This is a genomic window from Streptomyces sp. NPDC051909 (assembly GCF_040681095.1).
Lineage (GTDB): Bacteria > Actinomycetota > Actinomycetes > Streptomycetales > Streptomycetaceae > Streptomyces.
In genome coordinates, this window is record NZ_JBFAYA010000027.1 from 49,492 (window position 1) to 70,360 (window position 20,869).

The window sequence follows — 20,869 nt, forward strand, 5'->3', positions numbered from 1 at the left end:
CTCACCTGCGGCCGCCTGTGCCGCGTAAGGCCAACTCCGTTCGGAGGCCGCCATGGAGGCTGCCATGGAGTCGGCCGCACGGGACGCTTCTTGTGCGTGACGGCGTGCTGCCGTCTGCTGCTGAGAGTCCGCGCGCACGCCTCATACGGGGTGCCGGCCTCCACCGTCATGTACGTGTTGCCTGATCCACGGCCATGGGCGGATCCCAGCATCGGGGATAGCGGCCGATCTGGGGAACGGACGTCAGCTGCCGGTTCGAGCAGGTCGTCGGTCCCGCTGCACCGTGGACGAGCTGCCGCGCCACCTCGGCGCGGGTGGCGAGGTCACGGCCGGTGACGTCGGCCAGAACCTCCTCCCACACCCGGCGTACTTCGCTCCCTCTCCCGACCCCTCTGCCGCCGCCGGTGTCGAAACGTGTTCCACCCTCAGGGTCAGGCCGCGCCCGGCAGGTGTGCCGGACGCGGCCCTTGGTCCGCTCGGGTGAGCGTCGGCGCGTCCCTGGCGGGCCGGGGCTGTCGGTGGTGGACAACCGGCCAGTATGGGGCCGTGGTTGTTCGAGAGGATCCTGTGGTGGACGGCTTGGGCCCGGACCGGTCCGACCCCGTACGGCTTCAGCTGCTGCGCCTGCTCTTCACCCGGGCCGACGCGGAGAAGTCCAGGCGCGCGGAGAAGTCCAGGCGCGCGGAGAAGAGCCCGCTACCCCCGACACCAAGGGACCGCGGTGCCGCGCAGCCGACAGCGGCCGGCGGGCTGGGGGCCGCGGTGATCGCGAACATGACTTCTCTCGGGCCTGAGGAGCTGGAGCGCGAGCACCGACGTCTGGCCAGATGCTTCCTCCAGGAGGTCGACCGGCTCATCGCGGGATCCGGCAGCCTCCCAGGCCAGCGCGTCGACTTCCCCGGGCTGGCGGCCCGGGAGGCGCAGACACGGGGGACGGACACCGCCGGCGCCCGGGTGGCGCTGGTCTCGTTGCCGTGGATGTCACCCACCCTGCCGTCGATCCAGCTGGCGACGCTCGCGTCGGCGCTGCGGCAGGAAGGCGTCGCGTCCGACGTCCACGAGGTGTACGTGGACTACGCGGCACGCATCGGACTCAACCTCTACAACGTCCTGGGCAACCTGCTCGGCCACCTGCCAGAGTGGATCTTCTCCCGGCACTACTACGGACCCGAGCAGGGCGACCACCTCACGGGCATGCTGGAACAGCGCCCGCTGGGCGTCGGCTTCCCGTGGCCGGAACTAGCCGACACGGTCCTGGCCGCGCTCGCACCCGTCACCGAGGAATACCTGGACGACCTCGTCGACGAGGTCGACTGGTCCGCGTACGACGTGGTCGGCTTCTCGCTGACGATCTCCCAGCTCGGTGCCTCGATGGCGTTCGCGCGGCGGCTCAAGCACGCGTTCCCCTCACTGCGCATCGTGTTCGGCGGGTCGCAGTGCGCGGGCCCCATGGGCAGCACGATCATGCGGATCTGCCCGTACGTCGACGCGGTCGTGCACGTCGAGGGTGAGCAGGTGCTGGGCGAACTGGTCCGGCGGTTCCGCGACGGGCGCTCGCTGAGCGGGCTGGCGGGAGTAAGCCATCGGACCGCAGACGGTGAGGTGGTGACCGCGCCCGCCGCGGAGCTGGTGGTGGCGGGCAGCCGGAAGCTGGACCTGGGCTACGACGCCTACTTCCACCGGCTCGAGCGCCTCGGGCTGACGGAGAAGATGAACCCGTGGCTGCCCTTCGAGAGCAGTCGCGGCTGCTGGTACGGGCAAAAGGTGCAGTGCACGTTCTGCGGCCTCCACGACATCATGGATTTCCGCGCCTGGGATGCGGACGTGGTCCTGACGCAGTTGGAGAGCCTCCAGAAGCGCTACGGCGTAGGGCGCTTCTACTCCATGGACCTCATCATGCCCCGGGAGTACCTGCGGACCCTCCTCCCCGAGATCGTCGCGCGCGGCCACGACTGGATGTTCTTCTACGAGATCAAGGCGAACATGCGGCGCAGCGAGCTGGAGACGCTCGCAGCGGCGGGAGTCCGCTGGGTACAGCCGGGCATCGAGAGCCTCGACGCCGACCTCCTGGCGCTGATGCGCAAGGGGGTCAAGCCGTACCAGAACATTCAGCTGCTCAAGTGGTGCCATGAGCTGGGCATCTACTGCGGCTGGAACCTGCTGTTCGGTCTTCCGGGGGAGAGCCAGGCGTCCTACGCGCGGATGGCGGAGCTCATTCCCAAACTCACGCACCTCCAGCCACCCTCCGGGGGCGGCAGGTTCCAGCTGCACCGCTTCAGCCCGTATTTCGAGCAGCCGGAGGTCCACGGCGTGCGGTGGGAGGGAGCGCACCGGATGTTCGCCTACGCCTTCCCCATCGACAAGGCGGACCTGGACCAGCTCGTCTATCTCCACGACTTCACGCTGGACCCGTCGTTGGGCGAGCCCGTGGACACCTCGGAGGTGGAGGCGGCGGTCGTGGAGTGGCGGCGGACCAATCGGGCGGGCGCGCGCCTGGAGTTCGTCGAACGTCCCGACGGGGAGGGTGTCGTCGTCGATCACCGCGACGTCGGGAGCCCACCCGTCCGGCATCCCCTCAGCCGGGCCGCGAGCGCGCTGTACCGGCACCTCGATGCCGGTTCGGCGGAGAGGCTGCTCGCCGAGAAGTTCCGGGACGAGGACCCCGGCGCGTTCGAGGCGCTCGGCGGGGCGAGCGGGATTGCGGGGCTGGTCGAACAGTGGCTGTCGGACGGCCTGGTGATCCGCATCGACGGGAAGATTCTCGCCATTGCGGTCTGCGCAAGCCGGACGGCAGAGCGGCATCCCGAGCCGACAGCGGCCGAGCTCGGGGCGGCGACGGGGGCCGGGCCCGGGACGGCGCCCGAGGCTCCTCTCGACGCCCGGACAGCAGTGCTGACTTAGTCGATCTCCGTTCCCACGACCAGGAGGAATCATGACCTACGAGCCGAGCGAGCCGAGCGAGCCGAGCGAGCCGGACGCGCAACGCGAAACCGAACAAGCGATTCTCGAAGTCATCCGGACCATGCGCGAGGATCCCGAGCAGTACAAGTCCGTCATCCGTGAGCTGGAGGCGATGAAGACGGACGAGGAACGGGTGCAGAGGCTGATCGGCTTCGCGACCGGTGAGCGTGAGCTGGCCGCCCTCCTTCCGGCCCGGTCCGGAGCGGACGAGGAGGCTGCCACTCCCACGATCACCACGGTGACCGTGACCACGGTCCTGGTGGAGTGCTGAGGGCCGGACCTGCCGTCGTGCGCGGCGCGCCGGCGGCGGTCCCGGGAACACCCGCCGCCCCGGCGCTCCCCGCGCTGCCCCACCCCCGCGAGCTCGGTGCCGGCAGCTCCTTCACCGAGTCCGCCCTCTGGTACGCGTGCGGGGTTCCCGTCCCGGGCATCCGTCAGGGGTGGAAGCTGTACGTCCCGATGACGCTGCTCAACGCCCGCGAGATGCTGCACAAGGTGGCGCCGCTGCTGCTCGATGCCGGCCATCACTTCAAGTACGTGAAGGACCTCGCCACCCTGCAGCAGCTCAACGCGGGGGTGCATGGCTACTCCCAGATCGGGAAGTGCCTGGTCGTCTACCTGCCGGATCCGCAGGCGTCGTTCCTGGGAGTGCTCAAGAAGGCGCTCGGGCAATACCGGGACCAGTGCCCTGCGGTGCCGTGTTCCCGGCCTTTCGGCGGCCGGCTGCCGCTCTTCTACCGCTTCGGCGCGTACGTGGGCAGCACGCTCGTCCTGGGCGGTCGCGAGGTTGTGGACGACCGCAGCAGCCTCGCGCGCGCCGTGCCTGAGGGCGTGACGGACGCCCTCGCCGGGTTCACCGAGCCGGAGGCCGAGGACCCCGACGTCCGGCGCTTCCTGCGCCGGTACCCCGCCTTCCGCGCCCTCGCCCAGCAGGGCAAGTGCGGGGTCTTCCACGCCATGGACGCGACGGCGGCAACGCTCCAACAGGTCGTGCTGAAAGCCGGCTACCACCGCGGGCAGGTGCAGCCGGACGGCACCGACGGCTGCGACCTGCTGCGCCGGGAAATCGCCTGCTACCGGCTCCTCGCCGAACGCGGACTGGATCGGATGGCCCCGGCGCTGCTGGACACGCTGGACGTCCCGCGCAAGGTCGCCCTCGTCCTGGAGTACGTCGACGGGCCGAACTTCCTGCACCACAAGCTGAACGGGCGGCTGCGCCCGCGGCACCTTGAGCAGGCGTGGCTGCTGCTCGAACGCTTTCATGCGGAAGGCGTTTACCTGGGCGACGCCAAACTGGCGAACTTCCTCGTCGACGTTCGGGCCGACGAGGGCGAGGGCGAGGGCGAGGACGAGCGTGTGCGCGTCGTCGACCTGGAGGGGGCGGGGACGATTGGCGATCACGCTCCGCCGATCCGCACGTTCTTCATCTCCCCTGAGCCGGAGGATCCCCGGCACTCGGACCTGGCGCACTTCCTCGTCTCTGTGCTCTACCCGTACGACCAGGCAGGGAAGAGCTGGGCCAACCGACGCGTCGACTTGCACGCCTGTCTCGAACGGGAGCCGGCAGACGATGCGGAAGCATGGGCGCTGGAGCGCCTGCGCGTCCTTCTGGACGAGGTGCCGCCGCCTCCCTGAGCTTGCGGACAGGCCGCGCGCTCGGGGCGGATCGGGACGGCGAGAGACGCGTTCTCGGCCGCACGCTCGGCAGTGCAGCTGCGTACCCCCGCACTTCTGCCGGTCCTTGATGACGGCGACTGGTTCGTGCCGGAGCATGCGGCGGATGGCTGCCCGGGAGGCTCGCGGCCGGCCGCACCCACCCGCTCTGCGGCGCTGGCCGCGTTCCGCCGCGCTGCCGTGGGGCGGGTGTCATCTGCGGGGCCTGATGCTGCAGGGCCGGCGGAAGTCGATCCGGCCGATGGCCGAGCGGTTGGCTGAAGTCGACCTTCGGCTGGAGCGACACCACCGCGTATGCCCATGTCGGCATCTCCGGCATGAGGCGCCTCTCCGGCCGACGGGAGACGACCACGCCGGAGACCGGAGGCAGATTCGAGACCGGGCCAACGGCAACCACGTCGCCCTGCTCGTCTTCTGGCCCGTCAACCGCGACCGGCCGTGCCCGGCGGCGGCGTGAGCCTCAGCGGCTGTTTCAGGATCTCGACACCAGCATCGCTCCCTGGCTGACGTCGGCTGTCTTCGCTGGTCACCGGTATCGAGGAGCCGTTCATCGAGTCGTACGAGGACGGCTCCCTCCAGTACGACCTGACGGCGTTCCGGAACAGTGGCGGGCCCGTCGTCCGGCGGGCCCGCCCTCTGGTCATGCCGCGGCTGCCTTCTCCTTCTCGGCTTCCTTCGCGGCGGCCGGCGCGCTCACCCGCTCGGTACGGGGCGTCTGGCCGGCCCGCAGGCCGAGGCGGGCGATGACCGCGACGAGCGCGAAGGCCGCGGTGCCGATCCAGAAGGTGAGGGTGAAGCCGGACTCTGAGGGCAGGGCCGGGACGCCGGTGGGCAGGTGCTCGATCGTCTGCGAGGCCAGGATCGTGGTGACCACGGCGCTGCCGATCGCGCTGCCGGTGGAGCGGGAGATGGAGTTGATTCCGTTGGCGATGCCGCTCTGGTGGTGCGGGACGCTCGACATGATGACGGCGGGCATCGCCGCGTATCCGAAGCTGACGGCCGCGCCGACGATCACACCCGCGCCGATCACCGAGGCGGTGTGGCCGTGGTCGAGGGCGAGCCAGCCGAAGCCCACGGCACCGAGGGCGGCGGCCAGGGTCAGCGCGGTGCGCGGGCCGCGGTGGCGGACGAGCCGGCCGCCGATCGGCGAGGCGAGCAGGGAGACGATCGCGCCGGGCAGCAGGAACTCGACGGAGGCGCGCAGGATGGACGCGCCGAAGCCGTAGCCGGTGAGGGCCTCGGGCATCTGGACGAGGTACGAGACGCCCAGGAAGTTCGCGAACATGCCGAAGCCGACGAGGATGCCGGCCAGGTTGGCCATGAGCACCGGCCGGTGCACGAACATCCGCATGTCGACGAGGGGCTCGCGGACCTTGAGCTCGGTGAGGACCCAGACGACGGTCATGACGGCCGCGGCCGCGAAGCTGCCGAGGACGCGGCCGGAGGTCCAGCCCCACTCGTGGCCCTGCGAGATCGGCAGCAGGAGCAGCAGCAGGGTGGCGCCGAGGGTGAGCGCGCCGAGGAAGTCGGTGCGGCCGCCGGTCTTGTGGCGGGTCGCGGGGACCAGGAACACGACGGCGAGCAGGGCGATCGCGGCGAAGCCGGTGGCCATCCAGAAAGCGCTGCGGTAGTCGGCGTCGGAGCCCGAGGTGAGCAGCCCGGTGGCGACGAGCGCGAGGCCGCTTCCGAAGGCCAGGGTGCCGCTGACCAGGGACATCGCGCCGGGCAGCTTCTGCGGGCGGACCTCCTCGCGCAGCACGGACAGGGCCAGCGGGAAGATCGCGGTGGCGGCGCCCTGGAGGACACGGCCGAGGATCAGCAGGGGGAGCGAGGTCGCCAGGGCGGCGACGACGGAGCCGGCGACCATGACGCCGAGGACGGCGACCAGGGTGGGCTTCTTGCCGTGCTGGTCGCCGAAGCGGCCGAGCAGCGGGGTGAAGACGGCGGCGGAGAGCAGGGTGGCGGTGGTCACCCAGCTCACGTTCGCGGCCGAGGTGCCCAGGTCAGCGCGGATGAGGCCGAGGATCGGAACCGGCAGGGTCTGCATCATCGATACGACCATGGCGGCGAGGCTCAGCGCGAAGACGACGAGCGTCTCGCGCCGGGGATCGGCGGCGGGCGGGGTGATCTCGTGACTCATGGGTGGGGACCTTCTCAGTGCTTCAGCTCATAGATGTTTGATGTCCTCAAGTAATACGACGAAGGTAGGTCCTGATGCTTGAGGTGGTCAAGTAAATGTTTGAGGTGCTTAAGTAAATAATTGATAATGTCAAGGACTGTGGGGCCCCGGCCATCGCGCAGCAGCCGCTCCTGCTCGGCGGGCCCTGTGGGCGCAAAGTCGACGCCGGCCCTCGCGGCGAGGACCGCGTCGGCGTGGGCGGCCAAGGCGGTCGGTCAGTAAGAAGGGGCTCCGCGCAACGAAGGGGAAGGACGAGGGGCCGGCTCGCGATCCCGCCCCTTGCTGGCGTCGGCGAGCAGTCCCACTTCTTCCTTCGTGGCCCAGCCGCTGACCGTCCGCCGCGACATGCTGCTGAAGATCACCTCGGGCAGCCCGCAGTGGAACAGCCGACTGATTCCCATCGATTCTCGTCAACCCGGTGAGCCGTGAGGTGCGGCCCATGGAATCGCTGATCGCTGCCGTCCGCGAACGGGACGCAGTCGCCCGTTTGCTCGCTTGGCCGGGTGACTTCGACCTGGACCGAGGCGATCATGTCGAAGAAGTCCATCCCGCCTCGGGTGCCGCGCTCGAGGGTTCCGCGGGCGACGGCGCCGGGGGGCACGTACTTCTTCTGCGGTGAAGGTGGCGAGGACCGTCCCATCCTCTATGCCGCCCCCGAAGGAGGTGCGGTTCTGGTTGCGATCGGCCTGCCCGATCTCCTGCGCCTGTTGCTGGTCGCCCCTTGGTGGCGCGACTGCCAAGCGTTCACGGACGAGGAGAGTCGCGAGCTCGCGGCCGAGTACCTGGAGGACATGCCGGATCTCGTGACTCGGAGAGACCGTGCCGCAGCAGCCCTGGGCCTCGACCTTCCGGACCAGGCAGACGTCTTGGCCTGCTTGCGGGAGGTAGCTGTTGGGACCGGAGAGAACTTCGTCCTCATCTTCACGCCGGAGGGCCACCCCTACGAGCCTCTCATCAGGAACTGAGACGTACCGGGGCGGCAAGCACGCGCCGTCCCAGGCAACAGGGAACAGCCCACGGCGAGACCGCGCCCAGGTGGTAGGACGTCGAAGGTTCGATGGTGCGCGCCGTAGTTGGCGGTCAGCTCGGCGGCGTAGGCGTCGGGGATGCACCGGTTGCCGAAAACCTGCGGCAACCAGGACGCCAGCGCGCCGGCCGCGTCGACGCAGGGCCCGTACCGGACATGCCAATCGAGCCGCGCGGCCTCGTCCGGGAAGCCGCGGACGACGGCAACCTCCGGGTCCCGTTCGCCCCAGCAGCCCCAACGGCCGGAAGGACCCGTCAGTGCGACGGTCCGCGCCGCGATGGTGACCGACTCCAGGGGTTCACCAAGGGCGGCGTCGACCTGGTCATTACCCCGGACGCGGCCTTCCTCGCCGACCCGGACACCAAGTCCCCGGTGACCGTCGACCCTTCCACCTCCTCCCTGGGCAACCTCTTCGACACCTACGTTCCGCAGGGCGAGACGGTCGACTGGTCGGTCGACACTGAGCTGGACCTGGGCAACCCGGGAACGAAGAACGCCGACGGCGCCTGCACCGCTTCGCGTCGCCCCTCATCGGTCCGCTGCGCTTCCTGACCCCAGGGGCGGTGGCCCCGGGGGCCGGCGGTCAACCTCCGTCACCGTTGGTTGGCCGCCCCGGTGTTCACGGACAGTCCGGCTTCATGATGCCTCACGCAGCTGGCCTGATTCGGCCCCCATACGCGACGGGCCGGAGGTATGTTGCCGATAGGTTTCCCGAGGCGAGGGGCGGGTGAGGGCCGTGTTGGCCGAGGCTCTGGCGGCGTTGGCCGCAGCCGGCGGCGGGGCGGTGGTCCAGGCTGCCGGAACGGACGCCTGGCACGAGGTACGGGCCCGGGTCGCCGAGCTCGTCACCCGCGGCGACGCGGAGCGCGGACGTGCCGAACTGGAACGCCTCGACGGGACGGCCCGCGCCCTGGAGCCGGGCACCGACACCGCCCCGGACCGGGAGGCGCTTCGCCAGGAAGGCGCCTGGCAGGAAAGGTTCACCGCCCTGCTCGAATCCCTCGACGGAGAGGACCGGGAGCGAGCCGTCCAGGGTCTGCGTACCCTGGCGGACTTCGTCGCCGGCGCCACAGGCGACACAGCACTTGACACCGGGAACGCCGTGGCACGGGACGGCGCCAGCGCGGTAACGGGGGTGCAGCGCTCGGGCGGTGGACCGGCCGCCCGAGCCGTGCGCACCGGGGATGCGGAGGCCACCGGCACGGGCTCCACCGCAGTCAGCGGCGTCGTCAACCGGTAGGCGACCGGGACGGGGGGCGACGGCATGGCGAAGTGGCGGTGGGGAAGAAGGTACGACGCGGGCGGGCGCACCCTGGCCGGCGGGACGGTCGGTGGCGATGCAGCTGTGCAGCAGGTGTCACACAGCGGCAACGCGACCGCGACGAACGGCGGAATCGCCGTCTCAGGCATCTACAACGACCACTCCACGGTGGTGCTGCCGTCGGATGCAGTACGACCCGTGGCCGAGGTGAAGGCCCGGCCCGGATTGGACAACCTGCCCTACCGGACCACCCACTTCGTGGGGCGCACCACCGAACTCGACCGCCTCGACGCCGCCATGAAGGGGACCGGCGGCGTGTGGCTCCAGGCCGTCCACGGTCTCGGCGGGGTCGGCAAGAGCACGCTGGTTGCCCACTGGGCAGCCACCCGGGCCGCCCGACACCGACTCACGCCGGTCCGCTGGATCTCCGCCGACAGCGAGGCGAGCGTGGAGCAGGGCTTGGCCGCCCTGGCCACCGCCCTGCAGCCCGCCACCTCCAAGGTGCTGACGGTGGAGGCCCTCGCCGAGAACGCACTGCAGTGGCTGGCCGCGCACCGCGGCTGGCTGATCGTCCTGGACAACGTCAACCACATCGCCCCGCTCCTGGCCAGGCTGCCCGACGGCCGCTTCCTCATCACCAGCAGACTCGCCACGGTCTGGCACGACGCCACCGCCGTCATCCGGCTCGACGTCCTGCAACCGGCCGAGTCGTTGGCCCTGCTCACCCACATCGTCCGGGCCGGCGGAGGTGCCCGGGACATGGACGGTGCGGCCGAACTGTGCGCGGATCTAGGCCATCTCCCCCTCGCCGTCGAACAGGCCGCCGCCTTCCTCGCCCAGAACCCGCTGGTGACCCCGCGCGCGTATCTGGAGCTGCTGCGGCAGAACCCCGCCCCGCTGTACGAGCGGGGTGGCGAGGGCTTCACCGTCGCGGAGCGCACCATCTCCCGCATCTGGCGCGTGACCCTCGACCGGATCGGCGAACTCCAGCCACTCGCCTCCGACATGCTGCGCACTCTGGCCTGGTACGCCCCGGACGGCATTCCCGCCGACCTGCTGGACGACGAGGACCGACCGGCCGTGGTCGCGGGCGCGATCGGCGTCCTCAACGCGTACAGCATGATCACGGTGGACCCCACCGCGCGAGCCCTCTCCGTGCACCGGCTGGTCCAGTCCGTCGCCCGTACCCCCGACGGCGACGATCCGCACCGCACGCCCGCCCTCGTCACCGCGGCACGGACCCGCGCGACGGTCGCGCTGGAGGCCGCCGTCCGGCCGATCGACTGGAATGACACCGACACCTGGCCCACCGGGCGCGCCCTGCTTCCGCATATGGACGCCATCGCCGACCACACGCCCTCGTCCGAGGACACCGGCGCCACGGCGCGGCTCCTCCACCACGCGGGCGTGTGCCTCCTCGGCCAAGGCCTCGCCACACGGGCCACCGCGCACCTCCGCCGAGTACTCGCCCACCACGAGCGGGAGTTCGGCCCCGACGACGTCCACACGCTCGCCTGCCGCCACAACCTGGCGCACGCCCGCGAGGCCTCAGGACACGTGAAGGAGGCCATCCCGCTGTACGAGCGGGCGCTCGACGACGCGCACCGCGTGCTGGGGCCCACGCATCCCCTCACCCTCGCCGGCCGCAACAACCTGGCCGACGCCTACCGCGCCGCGGGCGACCCGGGCAAGGCCCTCGCCCTGCTCGGACCGGACAACGCGCCCGGCCCGGTCGTCGACGGAGCCACAGGCGACGAAGACCTCAGTACTCTCGCCGCGCGCAGCACCCGGGCCCGCGCACGGCTGGTGGCGGGCGATCACGCGGAAGCGATGCGCCTGTTCATGGAGAACCTCGGCGCGTGCCGCCGAGTCCTCGGCGAGGACCACCACCTCACCCTCGTGACGCGGAGCAACCTGACGACAACGCGTGTGGCACGCGAGGACCCGGCCCGGGCCGTTCGTCTCTTCGAGGGCATCGTCCGCGACATGGAACGCGTCCTGGGCGAGGACCACCCGGACACCCTCCTCGTACGGGGCAACCTGGCGAGCGCGTACCGGGAGACGGGTGAGCTGGACCAGGCCGTCGCGCTGTTCGACGAGGTCCTGCCCGCCATGGAGCGCGTGCACGGCGAGCAACACGGCATCACCCGCGCCCTCCGGATCGCCTTCGCTCTCGCTCTCCGGGCGGCCGGAGATCTGGAGCGGGCTGTTCGCCTCGGCGCTCCCCGGCAGGGGGACCTGGCCCCACAGGACGGGAGTCGTCCCGACACCCGGGGCGTCGACATCGGCTACGGGTTCCTCGCCGTCGACGACGCGCACCTGGCCCTTGCGCTGTTCGAACAGGCCGACGTCGAGCACCGCGACCAGCTCGGCGCCGACGACCCCGCGTCCCTCACCGTCCGCCATAACCTGGCGGTCACCCATCTCATGGCGGGGAACCCCGCGCAGGCCGTCCCGCTCTTCCGGGAGATCCTCCGAGCACGGGAGAGCTCCCTGGGCGAGGACCATCCCGACACCCTCACCAGTAGGCGCCACCTCGCCGACGCTCACCGCGAGGCGGGTGACGTCGGCCTGGCCATCCCGCTGTACGAACAGACATACCTGGCCCGGACCCGCGCCCTCGGCCCGCGCCATACGGACACCCTCGCCGTCCTCGGCATGCTCGCGCACACGTACCGGCTCGCGGGTAGCCCGGACCTGGCCGTGCCCCGCTTCGAGCGGGCTCTCGACGGCCTGGAGCAGGTGCATGGGCCCGTCCACCCCGACACGCTCACCTCTGAGAAGGTTGGGGTGCGAGATGTTCCGCTGAGGGGGCCCGGCTCCAGTCCTGAAGTGACCGCGGGACGGCCCCCAGAGCGCTTACTTCAAGATCGCTGCCAAGCGGCAGGGTAGCCCCGACGCCGCTCTGGCCGCCGTGTCCACCGGCCTCTGGCCGCATCCGGTGAGCCCGTCGTCCACCACCCACCGCTCTTTCCGCTCCCTCGTTTGGCTTCGTAGGCGAGAACCGAGAGCGTTTGTAGCTTGGTCCGGAGAACACTGCCTCGGCATGCGCGCCATAAATGTTGGCCACTTCTGAGAGCGCCCCTTCGGCGTGTCGTGTCGCGCCCTACGGTCAGCGCGGGCTGGGGAACAGACCGTTCAGTTCGGGGAAGGGGATGGCGTCGGCGAGCGCCTGGTAGTCACCGGTGTTGTACAGCTGCTGCGCGGCGAGGCGGGTGGCGGCGTAGGCGGTCTGTGCGACACCCGAGCCGAGGCTGACCCGGGCGACGCCGAGGTCGCCCAGCTCGGCGACGTCCGGCGTCCCCGGGCCGGCCATGATGTTCAGCGGTACGGAGATGCCAGTGGCCAGTTCCGCGATGGTGGCGGGATCGGTGACGCCGGGGACGAAGATGCCGTCGGCGCCGGCGTCCACGTATGCGCGTGCTCGAACCAGGGTGTCCTTCAGCCGGGTGGCGGGGTCGCCGAGGCCGAACAGGTAGGTGTCGGTACGGGCGTTGAGGAAGAGGGGCATGCCCATTCGCTCCGCCGCGGACCGGGCCGCTCTCAGCCGGGCCCTGAGTTCGCCCGGAGGTCGGGTGCCGTCCTCGATGTTGACGCCCACGGCCCCGGCTTCCAGCACCCGTGTGACGGTTTCGGCGACGGCGGCCGCGCCCTGTCCGTACCCGCCCTCGATGTCGGCGGTGACCGGTACCTCGACCGCCGCGACGATCCGGGCGATCAGGTCCACCACCTGGCCGGAGTAGAGGATTTCCCCGTCCGGATGACCGAGCGACCAGGCGATCCCGGCGCTGGTGGTGGCGAGAGCGGGCGCTCCCGCGGCTTCGACGACACGAGCACTGGCTACGTCCCAGGCGTTGGCAAGGGCGAGGGGGCGCGCAGGGCTGTGAAGGGAGCGGAAGAGCAGGGCCTTGTCCCTCTGTGCTGTGATCATGCGGCTAGCCAACCAACGAGCCGAGCCTCCTGTCCGGCAGCAATCCGACACCAACGTCGTCCGGCCCTGATCCACCGCGGCCGGCAGGCTCCGCACCCACCTCGTTATGCCTCTGCACAGCGACCGCCCTGAAGCAAAGTACCCGGGCGCTCTCAAAACTCGGCAACATCACTCCCCTGGGCAGCGGGGCGCTCTTGCCGCTCATCAATCAGCGTTCTCGGGACTCATCTACAAAGCCACTCGTTGGATAAGCGCAGCAGACCGGCTCTTCGAAGGACGCCCAGCCTCCTGGCATTCGTATGAGTCGCCTTCAAATATCACGCCCACGTCAGTGAGTGGGTGGTGGTGGGTGGGTGTCAGTGGTGTCGCGGTGGTTGGGCGGTGGGCGCTGGGGCCATGTCGAGGCGAGGCTGCGGCGGGACGGGTTCTTTGCTGAGTGGCGCGTTGTGGGAGGTTCTTTGCTCAGGGTGGGTGTTTTGTCGGGTTCTTGGAAAGTGGTGCGTGCGGCCTGTCGTTGGTGGAACGCTGCAGGTCAAACAGTCTGCTCCCCGCGTCCGCGTGGAGTGGCTTTTTCGTGCGTGCGCCTGGTCTCGGGGGTGATGTTTGTTCCTGGTGTCCGTGGGGTTGGTGTCGGTATTGGTGGTTCACGGGTGACGCGGGGGTCTGTTTCCGTACGTGTGGGGGTGATCTGCGCCGGCCGTGTGGGTGTTGCCGTGGGTGTTCTGCCTTCTGTGCGTCCGCGGGCGGTCCCTCCGGGGCGGCCTTGCCGGGACGAGCTGCTGCGTGCGGGTGTGGGGTTGGTTCCGGGTGGGGGAGCCCGGTGCTGGGCGGATGACGGGGACACGGTGAACGTTCTCGATCGGGGCTTCGTCGTCATCGGCTGCGGAGGCGCTTTGACGGCGGCGCGATGCGGGTGTTCGGGGTGGTGGACGGGGAGGGGAACCTGATGCCTTGGCCCTTCTGCCGGAGTCCGGCGCATGGGGGCGGCCCAGGTGTGTCCTGCGGGCCGCCTCTGCGCTGCCGGCCGTCTCTCGCTGCTGAGCGGCGTGACGGGCGGTTGCTTCGCCGGACCACTGGGAGGCACGGGTCGTCCACGGCGGCGAGGAGGCCGTCCCGGGGGTGTGGCCGCCCATGCGCTCGAGGTGGGGACGGCCGACCGGCTCTGGGAGTATGCCGCGGCCGGCCCCCGTCGCACTGTCTGACGTTCGTGTGCGGACGAGTACGGGCCACTGGGGGCGAACGCGTGAAGACAGCTCTTGCCATCCCCGACGAGGAGGCCCTGGCCACCGTCGAGGCGGCCTGGGACCAGGGAATCCGCTTCTACGACACCGCCCCGTTCTACGGCGCGGGTCTGACCGAGGAGCGGCTCGGCCAGGTACTCGCGGGCAAGCCGCGCGACGAGTATGTGCTGTCCACCAAGGTCGGCCGGGTCATCCTCGACGAGCACGAGACCGCCGCCCGCGATCTCGGCGAGAAGGGCGGCCTCTTCGAGCACGGCAACCCGAACAGGATCGTCCACGAGTGGACCGCCGAGGCCACCGAACGCTCGATCGAGGACAGCCTCAAGCGCCTCGGCACCGACCGCCTGGACATCGTCTGGGTCCACGACATCGCCCAGGACTTCCACGGCGACCTGTGGCTGAGCAAGTTCGAGGAGGCCCGCACCGGCGCCTTCCGCGTCCTGTCCCGGCTGCGCGACGAGGGCGTCATCAAGGCCTGGGGCCTCGGCGTCAACAAGACCGAGCCCATCGAGCTGACCCTCGCGCTCGACGAGCCGCAGCCCGACGGCTTCCTCCTCGCCGGCCGCCCGCCGCGGACTGCTGCCCGCCGAGCACCTGGTCGACGCCGGCTACACCTCGCTGCCGCACCTGGAACAAGCCACCCGTGAGCACCAGGTCACCGTCTCCGGGCCGCTGCGGAGCAACCCCACCCACCAGCACCGCCGAGACGAGGGCTTCGCCCGGGACAACTTCCACATCGACTACGACCGCCAGCAGGTCACCTGCCCGCAGGGCCAGGTCAGCGCGGGCTGGCACGGCCCCTACCCGACCTCCTCGCCCACCGCGGCCCCGCTGATCGTGGCCAGGTTCACCAAGAGCCAGTGCCGCCCCTGCCCAGCCCGCACCCAGTGCACCAGCACCGCCGACAGCGCCCGCACCGTGGGATTTCCTCCACGAGGGCTCCGCGACCTGCAACTCCGCGCCCTTACTGAGCAGCAGACGCCCGAGTGGAAGGCCCGTTACGCGGTCCGCTCCGGAGTGGAGGGCACGGTCAACGAGTTCGCCCACGGACACGGCATGCGACGCTGCCGCTACCGAGGACAGGGAAAGGCCCACATCCAGCACGTCCTGACGGCCATCGCCGTCAACATCGAGCGCCTCAGCGGACTGCCACCGGCCGAGGAAACCTCCATGCCCCGACGACCGACGGCCTTCCAGAACTACCTCGACCAGCGCGAGATACCCCGGCCGAAGTCCTGGCGAACCCTGGGCACCTGACCTCGGCAGATCCAAGATCCCCGACAGAGTCAAGCTAGGGGGCCAGCAAGGCCAGTGCTTCCTTCGCGTTGTGCTCGGCGATTTCCTGCATCACCGTGCGGTACGGGAAGTCGCCGTCGAGCAGGCGAAGGGGGCCGGCCACCAGTGAGAGACGCATCGCGAGCATGTAGAGGTCGAGCCGTGCCGGGTCGAGTCCGGGGCGTGACAGGGCTGGGTACCGGTCGCCGAAACGAAGCTGCAGGAACACGTGTTCCCACTCGACATCGAAGAACATCAGGCCCTCGATGTCGATGAGGACAGGGTGGCCGGAGGCATCGACCAGGACGTGGTCGGGCCCGAGTTCGCCGTGGATCAGTCCGTGCTGCGTGCGAGGAGCCACTCGTGTGGCCAGCTCCTGCAAGCGATCGTGCAAAGAGGCCGCGGCTGATCCGATGCTGGGGTCGCGTTCGGCCGCCTCAGCGAGATCCTCGATGGCGCGCTCGAGCACCAGTTGCTCGCATGAATCGCCACTTGCTCTGTCTCCCCGTTCGAGCACGTCCACCCTGCCGTAGTGCTGACTGTGCTGCCGGTGCATTACGTCGAGCATTGCGGCCAGCTTGCTCAAGGCATGTGGTGCGCGTGCGGGATCCGCCTTCAGGAGCGCTTCCAAAGTGCCGCCGGCAACGTCCTCGACAACTGCCACATCCGCCGGGTAGCAACGGCGGCTGTCGTCAGCGAGAAGCACCCTTGGAACCCGAACTCCAAGGCCGTCCAGTCTCCGCTGGGCCGCTAGGAAGGGGACCAGCCCGGAGGCGGGAGCGAAGGGGTGGGTGACGTCTATGGCTTCCACAGCCGGCCAGAAATTCTCGGCCTTGGCCCAGCTGTAGACGATCAGACTTGCTGCACGTGACCCGCTCGTGTGAACCCGATAGACACCCTTCTTGCTCCCACCGCGCAACCGGTCCACTCCGACAACGCGGGCTCCCGCCCCCAATGCCTCCTGCACGATCCCTGACAAGGCTTCACTATCCGTGAACTGGCGCATCCGACGACCTTATCGCCGACCAGATGCACCGTCGGGCCGAGTCGGCTTCCAGTGCATCAGCCAGCCTTAGGGCTGTCCTGCAATGGCCTGGAGGCCCACGCCAGGGCTCGAAAAGTTGTGATGCCGTGCGAGCAGTGTGTGTACGGTGCCGGAGTGATCGACACTGATGGCGCTTGGTTGGGTGCGGAGGCCGCGCGGCGGTTGGCGCAGGCGGACTGCTGTGAGATGGCTCCAGGGCTCACGGAGGAAGAATTCGGCCGGATCGAGGCGACCTACGGGTTTGAGTTCTCCCTGGAGCATCGTGCTTTCCTGGCGGCTGGGTTGCCGGTCGCCTCGCCTCCCGAGGAAGGTGCGACGTGGCAGCAGCCCTGGCCCGACTGGCGTCACGCTGATGAAGACGACCTGCGCTATCGGCTGGAGTGGCCGGTACGAGAAGTGTTGGGCGACGTCGCTCATGGCAGCTGGCATCCGGCCCTGGGGGCACGTCCCACCTCCAATGAAGAGGCCGTAGAGGTGGCCCGAGCGGTACTTGCGCGAGCGCCGCGACTCGTTCCCGTCTACGCGCACCGCTTCATACCCGCAGGTCTCGACAGTCCGGGACACCCGGTCTTGTCCGTGTGGGGAACCGACATCATCTACTACGGCCACGACCTGGCCGACTACATCGACCGCGAGTTCGGCGAGGTCGACAAGGGCGCGCCCTGGGCTCCGCAGGCGTCCGTGCCGTTCTGGAAGGACTTCCTCGGCTGAGATCGCCCCGGCTGGTGCAGGTCGTAAATGATCTCTCACCGCGCTGGTCGTCATCGACATGGTGCCGTTGTTTGTCGACGCCAACCCCTACGCCCCCGGCATCGTCCCGAACATCCAGCACCTCGACGGCCGGCTGCGGGCGGCCGGAGGGACCATCGCCTGGGTGCTGCCGGCGCTCACCGAACGTACCCCGGTCGGCGACGAGTTCCACGGCCCCGAGGCCGCCGAGATGTTCCGCAACTCCGGCGGCACCGGGCCCCTCCCCGGTCGGCCGTGGCCGGGCTTCGTCACCGACCCGGACGACGTCTTCGTCAAGAGCGCGCCGAGCGCCTTCTTCCCAGGACGCTGCGCACTCCCGGACCTCCTGCAGGAACGCGGCATCGACACCGTCCTGATCATCGGCATGGTCACCCAGGTGTGCTGCGAGTCCTCGGCCCGCGACGCATCCACCCTCGGCTACCGGGTGGTCATGGTCGCCGACGCCAACGCGACCGGCCGCGACCTTGACCACAACGCCACCCTCGCGACGATCTACCGCTCCTTCGGCGACGTACGCCCCACGACCGAGGTCCTCGACCTGATTACCGGGCGGCGCACTGCCCCTGCAACCTGCTGATCTGCGGATTCTCCGAGCGCGTCGTCCTGCCCCCGGTGTTCCGGTCGTGAGTGCGCTCAGGGCCCACGTGGCCCTGGCATGGAGTTGGTGGAACGGGCGGTGCCCGGCATCGCGGTGCAGGTGGACCAGGTCGCCGAAAGTGCGTGCCTGCTCGCGGACGCCGCCGCGGCCTGCGGCTGGAGTGCGACGGCCGCGGACGATGCGCTGATGGCGCGGTAGCGGGCATCGGCCCTGAGGTCGCGGAGGTCCTCGCGGCGATGACCGCCGCGACCTCGACGGTCTGCCGCCGCCTCGGTCTGCCGGCCGGGCCGGTCACGGTGCCCGGCCCGCGTGCTGATTCCCCAGGGCGAACGTCAGGGGATTCCCCGGACATCCGCCTGTTTCCTGTCGGCGGGCGGAGCTCCGCTGCGCCGAAGCCTGAACCGGATACTTCATCCGTATGTGTGCTACCGTCCGGGACTAAGCGGATGGTCTATCCGATTGACTGCCGGGGTGGAGGAGCGCATGAAGAAGACAGCAGTGGTCACGGCCGGAACAGGGGGCATCGGCCTGGAGACGGCGCTGGGGCTGGCCGCCACCGGGTTTGCGGTCACTGTGATCGGGCGCGACGCCGAGCGGGGAGCCGGGGCCGTCGAGCGGATCGACGCGACGGGCCCGGTGCACCCGGCCCGCTTCCTGTCCGCGGACCTCGCCTCGCTCGACCAGGTGCGTGCTCTCGCCCGTAGGATCGCGGCCGACCACGCCGCCTCGGGAGAACCGCTGACGGTGCTGGTCAACAACGTCGGGGCGATGTTCGCCGAGCGCCAGACCCGGGGAGGCGTCGAGGCGTCGTTCGTCGTCAACCACCTCTCGCCCTACCTGCTGACCGAACTGCTGCTGCCCACACTCACGGCCGGTGCGCCGAGCAGGATCGTGAACGTGACGTCGGGCGCAGTCGCCCTGGCCAAGCGAGTGTTCGACGCCATCGAGCCGCCGGGCCGCTACTACGGCTTCCACTGGTACGGTCGCGCCAAGCTCGCCAACCTGGCCTACACCTTGGACCTGGCGGCCCGGCTGGACGGCACGGGCGTCTCGGTCTTCGCCGCCGACCCCGGAGGGGCCGCGACCGACATGACCAACGGCACCATGACCGACCCGAAGATCGTCTCACCCGCCCTGCGGCTGCTGTGGCCCCTGGTGCGCCGCACATTCGAACGCTCGACCTCGGGGCCGGCATCCGCGGCAGCCAGGCCCTCCATCATGGCCGCCACCGACGACACACTGACGGGCCGAACCGGCATCGTCGTCGGCGCCCAGGCACACCCGGTCGCCCCGCACCGCGCGGCGGCCGACCCCCGCGTCGCCGAGGCCGTACGCCGACTCAGCGAACGGCACGCGCCGCTCGCCCTCACCTGAGCGTCACACGCACGGCGGGGCGGCCACCGGGCGGGCGACGGAACCATCCGGATGGACCATCCGATTAGCATGGCCTCATGACGACGCCTCTACGCAAGGACGCGGCCCGCAACTGGAAGCGGATCGTCTCCGTCGCCCGCGACCTGGTCGACGAGGGCACACCACTGCAGCTCAACGACGTCGCACGCCGGGCAGGACTCGGGGTCGGCACCGTCTACCGGCACTTCGCCACGCCCGAGGCGCTGCTGGAGACCGTCGCCGCCCCATGCCTGGAGGCCCTGGCCGCCCACGGCCAGCAGGCGCTGACCGATGCCGACCCCTGGCGCGGCCTGACGGGCTTCCTCTTCCGCACCGTCGAGGCGCAGGTCACCGACGCCGCCCTGCCCCCCGTCGCTGCCGCGGCCACGAACGCCGTGCCGCGCACCACGGAACTCAAGAAGTCACTGGCGTCGGCCGGCGCCACCCTCCTCGCCCGGGCCCGCGATGCCGGGGTGGTCCGCCCCGACCTCGCCGCCGCCGACCTCGTTCCGCTCATGTGCGGCATCGCCCACGCCGTGAGCGTCCACGGCGGCACCCCCGCCGACCGGGCCGACGCCGCACACCGCTACCTCGCCGCCCTCCTCGAAGGCTTGCGCACGACACCACCGAGCGAGTGAGCGGCCCGCCCCACGGTGTACTGGCGGCCTCCAGGCGCGACCGACCGCCCATTGCCTCGAGATCGGCCACGACCGCAGGCGTGTCGATGTACGTCCACGATCGCGATCCGCCTGGGGAACTCTGACCACGCGGGTGGGGAATTATGTGACGCGGAACCGATCGAAGACGGGGAATTACGTGACCGCCGACACCACAGCTCGATCGCGGCCGGCCCGTCACTGAGCCGCAAGGGGCTGTACGACTGGGTCGCCTTCATCGGACGCGACCATCCGACCGGGTGGAAGGCGACTTGAAGCGATCCCTCGGGTCCCGGCACTTCCGTTCAGGCAGCGAGGTCCAGCCGTTGATGGCAGCGGACTCTCGTCTGGTACGGCGTCTGCGACCAGTTCGGTGCGCATGTGGTCGGCCATCGACCAGCCCACGACCTCCCGCCTGCACAGATCGATCACCGTTGCCAGATACAGCCAGCCCTCTGCCGTCGGCAGGCAGGTGATGTCCCCAACGAACGTCAGACCCGGCAGCGGTGCGGTGAAGGCCCGCAGGATCAGATCCGGCGCCGGCGGCGCCGTGCGGTCCTGCGTCGTCAGCGACCGCGACTTCCGTCGCGTTATCCCGACGATCTCACGCTCCCGCATGATCCGGGTGACACGCTTGCGGTTCACCACGTGCCCCTGGTCCCCGAGTTTCCGGGTGATCCGCAGGCCCCGTAGGATCTCCGGGCATCGGTGTGGATCTCCCGGATGCGGCGGGCCAGGGCCCTCTTCCGCATCGGTCTTCTCCTGCCGCGCCTCGTTGATCTGGCGCCAGGTGTAGCAGCCGGAGCGGTCCCATCCGAGAACGTCGCATATCCGCATCACCCTGTGGGCGTTCGGTGCTCGTCGACGAAACGGAAGCGG

At 70.1% G+C, this 20,869-nt stretch carries 17 protein-coding genes and 2 pseudogenes; 15 read left to right on the top strand and 4 right to left on the bottom strand.

The features are described from left to right. Window positions 1-570: 570 nt before the first annotated feature. From AB0M18_RS30900 to AB0M18_RS30915, 4 genes and pseudogenes are all read left to right on the top strand, one after another. Complete coding sequence (locus AB0M18_RS30900; RefSeq protein ID WP_365763826.1) at window positions 571-2,901, top strand: RiPP maturation radical SAM C-methyltransferase; 2,331 nt, start codon at window positions 571-573, stop codon at window positions 2,899-2,901. A gap of 31 nt (window positions 2,902-2,932) precedes the next feature. Then, the gene (locus tag AB0M18_RS30905; RefSeq protein WP_365763828.1) at window positions 2,933-3,232 is read left to right on the top strand and encodes a hypothetical protein; all 300 of its coding nucleotides are present in this window, start codon (window positions 2,933-2,935) and stop codon (window positions 3,230-3,232) included. A 188-nt stretch (window positions 3,233-3,420) separates the two neighbouring features. Continuing rightward, the gene (locus AB0M18_RS30910; protein WP_365763830.1) at window positions 3,421-4,596 is read left to right on the top strand and encodes a hypothetical protein; all 1,176 of its coding nucleotides are present in this window, start codon (window positions 3,421-3,423) and stop codon (window positions 4,594-4,596) included. Between the two features lie 296 nt (window positions 4,597-4,892). After that, a pseudogene (locus AB0M18_RS30915) lies at window positions 4,893-5,080 on the top strand (chitinase); the annotation flags it as partial. A gap of 195 nt (window positions 5,081-5,275) precedes the next feature. Here the strand turns inward: AB0M18_RS30915 and AB0M18_RS30920 are convergent. After that, complete coding sequence (locus AB0M18_RS30920) at window positions 5,276-6,775, bottom strand: MFS transporter (protein WP_365763832.1); 1,500 nt, start codon at window positions 6,773-6,775, stop codon at window positions 5,276-5,278. A 569-nt stretch (window positions 6,776-7,344) separates the two neighbouring features. Between AB0M18_RS30920 and AB0M18_RS30925 the strand changes: the two genes are divergently transcribed. The 4 genes from AB0M18_RS30925 to AB0M18_RS30940 all read left to right on the top strand — a co-directional run bounded on the left by AB0M18_RS30925 (window position 7,345) and on the right by AB0M18_RS30940 (window position 11,994). Further along, complete coding sequence (locus AB0M18_RS30925; protein ID WP_365763834.1) at window positions 7,345-7,779, top strand: hypothetical protein; 435 nt, start codon at window positions 7,345-7,347, stop codon at window positions 7,777-7,779. Between the two features lie 92 nt (window positions 7,780-7,871). Further along, window positions 7,872-8,393, top strand: a complete 522-nt coding sequence (locus tag AB0M18_RS30930) for a hypothetical protein (RefSeq protein ID WP_365763836.1) — start codon at window positions 7,872-7,874, stop codon at window positions 8,391-8,393. 184 nt (window positions 8,394-8,577) lie between these two features. Further along, on the top strand, window positions 8,578-9,081 hold the full coding sequence (locus AB0M18_RS30935; RefSeq protein WP_365763838.1) for a hypothetical protein: 504 nt from the start codon (window positions 8,578-8,580) through the stop codon (window positions 9,079-9,081). Between the two features lie 24 nt (window positions 9,082-9,105). After that, window positions 9,106-11,994 carry a tetratricopeptide repeat protein gene (locus AB0M18_RS30940; RefSeq protein ID WP_365763840.1) on the top strand — a complete coding sequence of 963 codons (2,889 nt, stop codon included), beginning with the start codon at window positions 9,106-9,108 and terminating at the stop codon, window positions 11,992-11,994. Window positions 11,995-12,214: 220 nt separating this feature from the next. On the opposite strand, the gene AB0M18_RS30945 is transcribed toward AB0M18_RS30940, so the two are convergent. Further along, the gene (locus AB0M18_RS30945; RefSeq protein ID WP_365763842.1) at window positions 12,215-13,033 is read right to left on the bottom strand and encodes an isocitrate lyase/phosphoenolpyruvate mutase family protein; all 819 of its coding nucleotides are present in this window, start codon (window positions 13,031-13,033) and stop codon (window positions 12,215-12,217) included. A gap of 946 nt (window positions 13,034-13,979) precedes the next feature. Between AB0M18_RS30945 and AB0M18_RS30950 the strand changes: the two are divergent. Together AB0M18_RS30950 and AB0M18_RS30955 are read left to right on the top strand one after the other, a co-directional pair. Next, a pseudogene (locus AB0M18_RS30950) lies at window positions 13,980-14,840 on the top strand (aldo/keto reductase); the annotation flags it as partial. 169 nt (window positions 14,841-15,009) lie between these two features. Next, the gene (locus tag AB0M18_RS30955; RefSeq protein WP_365763873.1) at window positions 15,010-15,531 is read left to right on the top strand and encodes a transposase; all 522 of its coding nucleotides are present in this window, start codon (window positions 15,010-15,012) and stop codon (window positions 15,529-15,531) included. Between the two features lie 34 nt (window positions 15,532-15,565). Here the strand turns inward: AB0M18_RS30955 and AB0M18_RS30960 are convergent, their stop codons facing one another. Beyond that, window positions 15,566-16,555 (bottom strand): phosphotransferase, encoded by a 990-nt coding sequence (locus AB0M18_RS30960; RefSeq protein ID WP_365763846.1) that lies wholly within the window; start codon window positions 16,553-16,555, stop codon window positions 15,566-15,568. Between the two features lie 153 nt (window positions 16,556-16,708). Between AB0M18_RS30960 and AB0M18_RS30965 the strand changes: the two genes are divergently transcribed. The 5 genes from AB0M18_RS30965 (at window position 16,709) to AB0M18_RS30985 (ending at window position 19,972) form a co-directional block, all read left to right on the top strand. Further along, on the top strand, window positions 16,709-17,305 hold the full coding sequence (locus AB0M18_RS30965; RefSeq protein WP_365763848.1) for a hypothetical protein: 597 nt from the start codon (window positions 16,709-16,711) through the stop codon (window positions 17,303-17,305). Window positions 17,306-17,348: 43 nt separating this feature from the next. After that, window positions 17,349-17,921: an isochorismatase family cysteine hydrolase gene (locus AB0M18_RS30970; RefSeq protein WP_365763875.1), complete on the top strand. Its 573-nt coding sequence runs from the start codon at window positions 17,349-17,351 to the stop codon at window positions 17,919-17,921. Window positions 17,922-17,999: 78 nt separating this feature from the next. Then, window positions 18,000-18,140, top strand: a complete 141-nt coding sequence (locus tag AB0M18_RS30975; RefSeq protein WP_365763850.1) for a hypothetical protein — start codon at window positions 18,000-18,002, stop codon at window positions 18,138-18,140. A gap of 285 nt (window positions 18,141-18,425) precedes the next feature. Beyond that, window positions 18,426-19,316: an SDR family NAD(P)-dependent oxidoreductase gene (locus AB0M18_RS30980; protein WP_365763852.1), complete on the top strand. Its 891-nt coding sequence runs from the start codon at window positions 18,426-18,428 to the stop codon at window positions 19,314-19,316. Between the two features lie 77 nt (window positions 19,317-19,393). Then, complete coding sequence (locus AB0M18_RS30985) at window positions 19,394-19,972, top strand: TetR/AcrR family transcriptional regulator (RefSeq protein ID WP_365763854.1); 579 nt, start codon at window positions 19,394-19,396, stop codon at window positions 19,970-19,972. Window positions 19,973-20,188: 216 nt separating this feature from the next. Here AB0M18_RS30985 and AB0M18_RS30990 read toward each other — a convergent pair whose 3' ends face one another. Beyond that, the gene (locus AB0M18_RS30990) at window positions 20,189-20,827 is read right to left on the bottom strand and encodes a DDE-type integrase/transposase/recombinase (protein WP_365763856.1); all 639 of its coding nucleotides are present in this window, start codon (window positions 20,825-20,827) and stop codon (window positions 20,189-20,191) included. Window positions 20,828-20,869: the final 42 nt, after the last annotated feature.

What these genes read in the sequence shown, in the direction of transcription:
- AB0M18_RS30905 (WP_365763828.1), top strand. Translation starts at nt 2,933, where the DNA reads ATGACCTACGAGCCGAGCGAGCCGAGCGAGCCGAGCGAGCCGGACGCG.
- AB0M18_RS30910 (WP_365763830.1), top strand. Translation starts at nt 3,421, where the DNA reads ATGACGCTGCTCAACGCCCGCGAGATGCTGCACAAGGTGGCGCCGCTG.
- AB0M18_RS30920 (WP_365763832.1), bottom strand. Translation starts at nt 6,775, where the DNA reads ATGAGTCACGAGATCACCCCGCCCGCCGCCGATCCCCGGCGCGAGACG.
- AB0M18_RS30925 (WP_365763834.1), top strand. Translation starts at nt 7,345, where the DNA reads ATGTCGAAGAAGTCCATCCCGCCTCGGGTGCCGCGCTCGAGGGTTCCG.
- AB0M18_RS30930 (WP_365763836.1), top strand. Translation starts at nt 7,872, where the DNA reads ATGGTGCGCGCCGTAGTTGGCGGTCAGCTCGGCGGCGTAGGCGTCGGG.
- AB0M18_RS30940 (WP_365763840.1), top strand. Translation starts at nt 9,106, where the DNA reads ATGGCGAAGTGGCGGTGGGGAAGAAGGTACGACGCGGGCGGGCGCACC.
- AB0M18_RS30945 (WP_365763842.1), bottom strand. Translation starts at nt 13,033, where the DNA reads ATGATCACAGCACAGAGGGACAAGGCCCTGCTCTTCCGCTCCCTTCAC.
- AB0M18_RS30960 (WP_365763846.1), bottom strand. Translation starts at nt 16,555, where the DNA reads ATGCGCCAGTTCACGGATAGTGAAGCCTTGTCAGGGATCGTGCAGGAG.
- AB0M18_RS30975 (WP_365763850.1), top strand. Translation starts at nt 18,000, where the DNA reads ATGGAGTTGGTGGAACGGGCGGTGCCCGGCATCGCGGTGCAGGTGGAC.
- AB0M18_RS30980 (WP_365763852.1), top strand. Translation starts at nt 18,426, where the DNA reads ATGAAGAAGACAGCAGTGGTCACGGCCGGAACAGGGGGCATCGGCCTG.
- AB0M18_RS30985 (WP_365763854.1), top strand. Translation starts at nt 19,394, where the DNA reads ATGACGACGCCTCTACGCAAGGACGCGGCCCGCAACTGGAAGCGGATC.
- AB0M18_RS30990 (WP_365763856.1), bottom strand. Translation starts at nt 20,827, where the DNA reads ATGCGGATATGCGACGTTCTCGGATGGGACCGCTCCGGCTGCTACACC.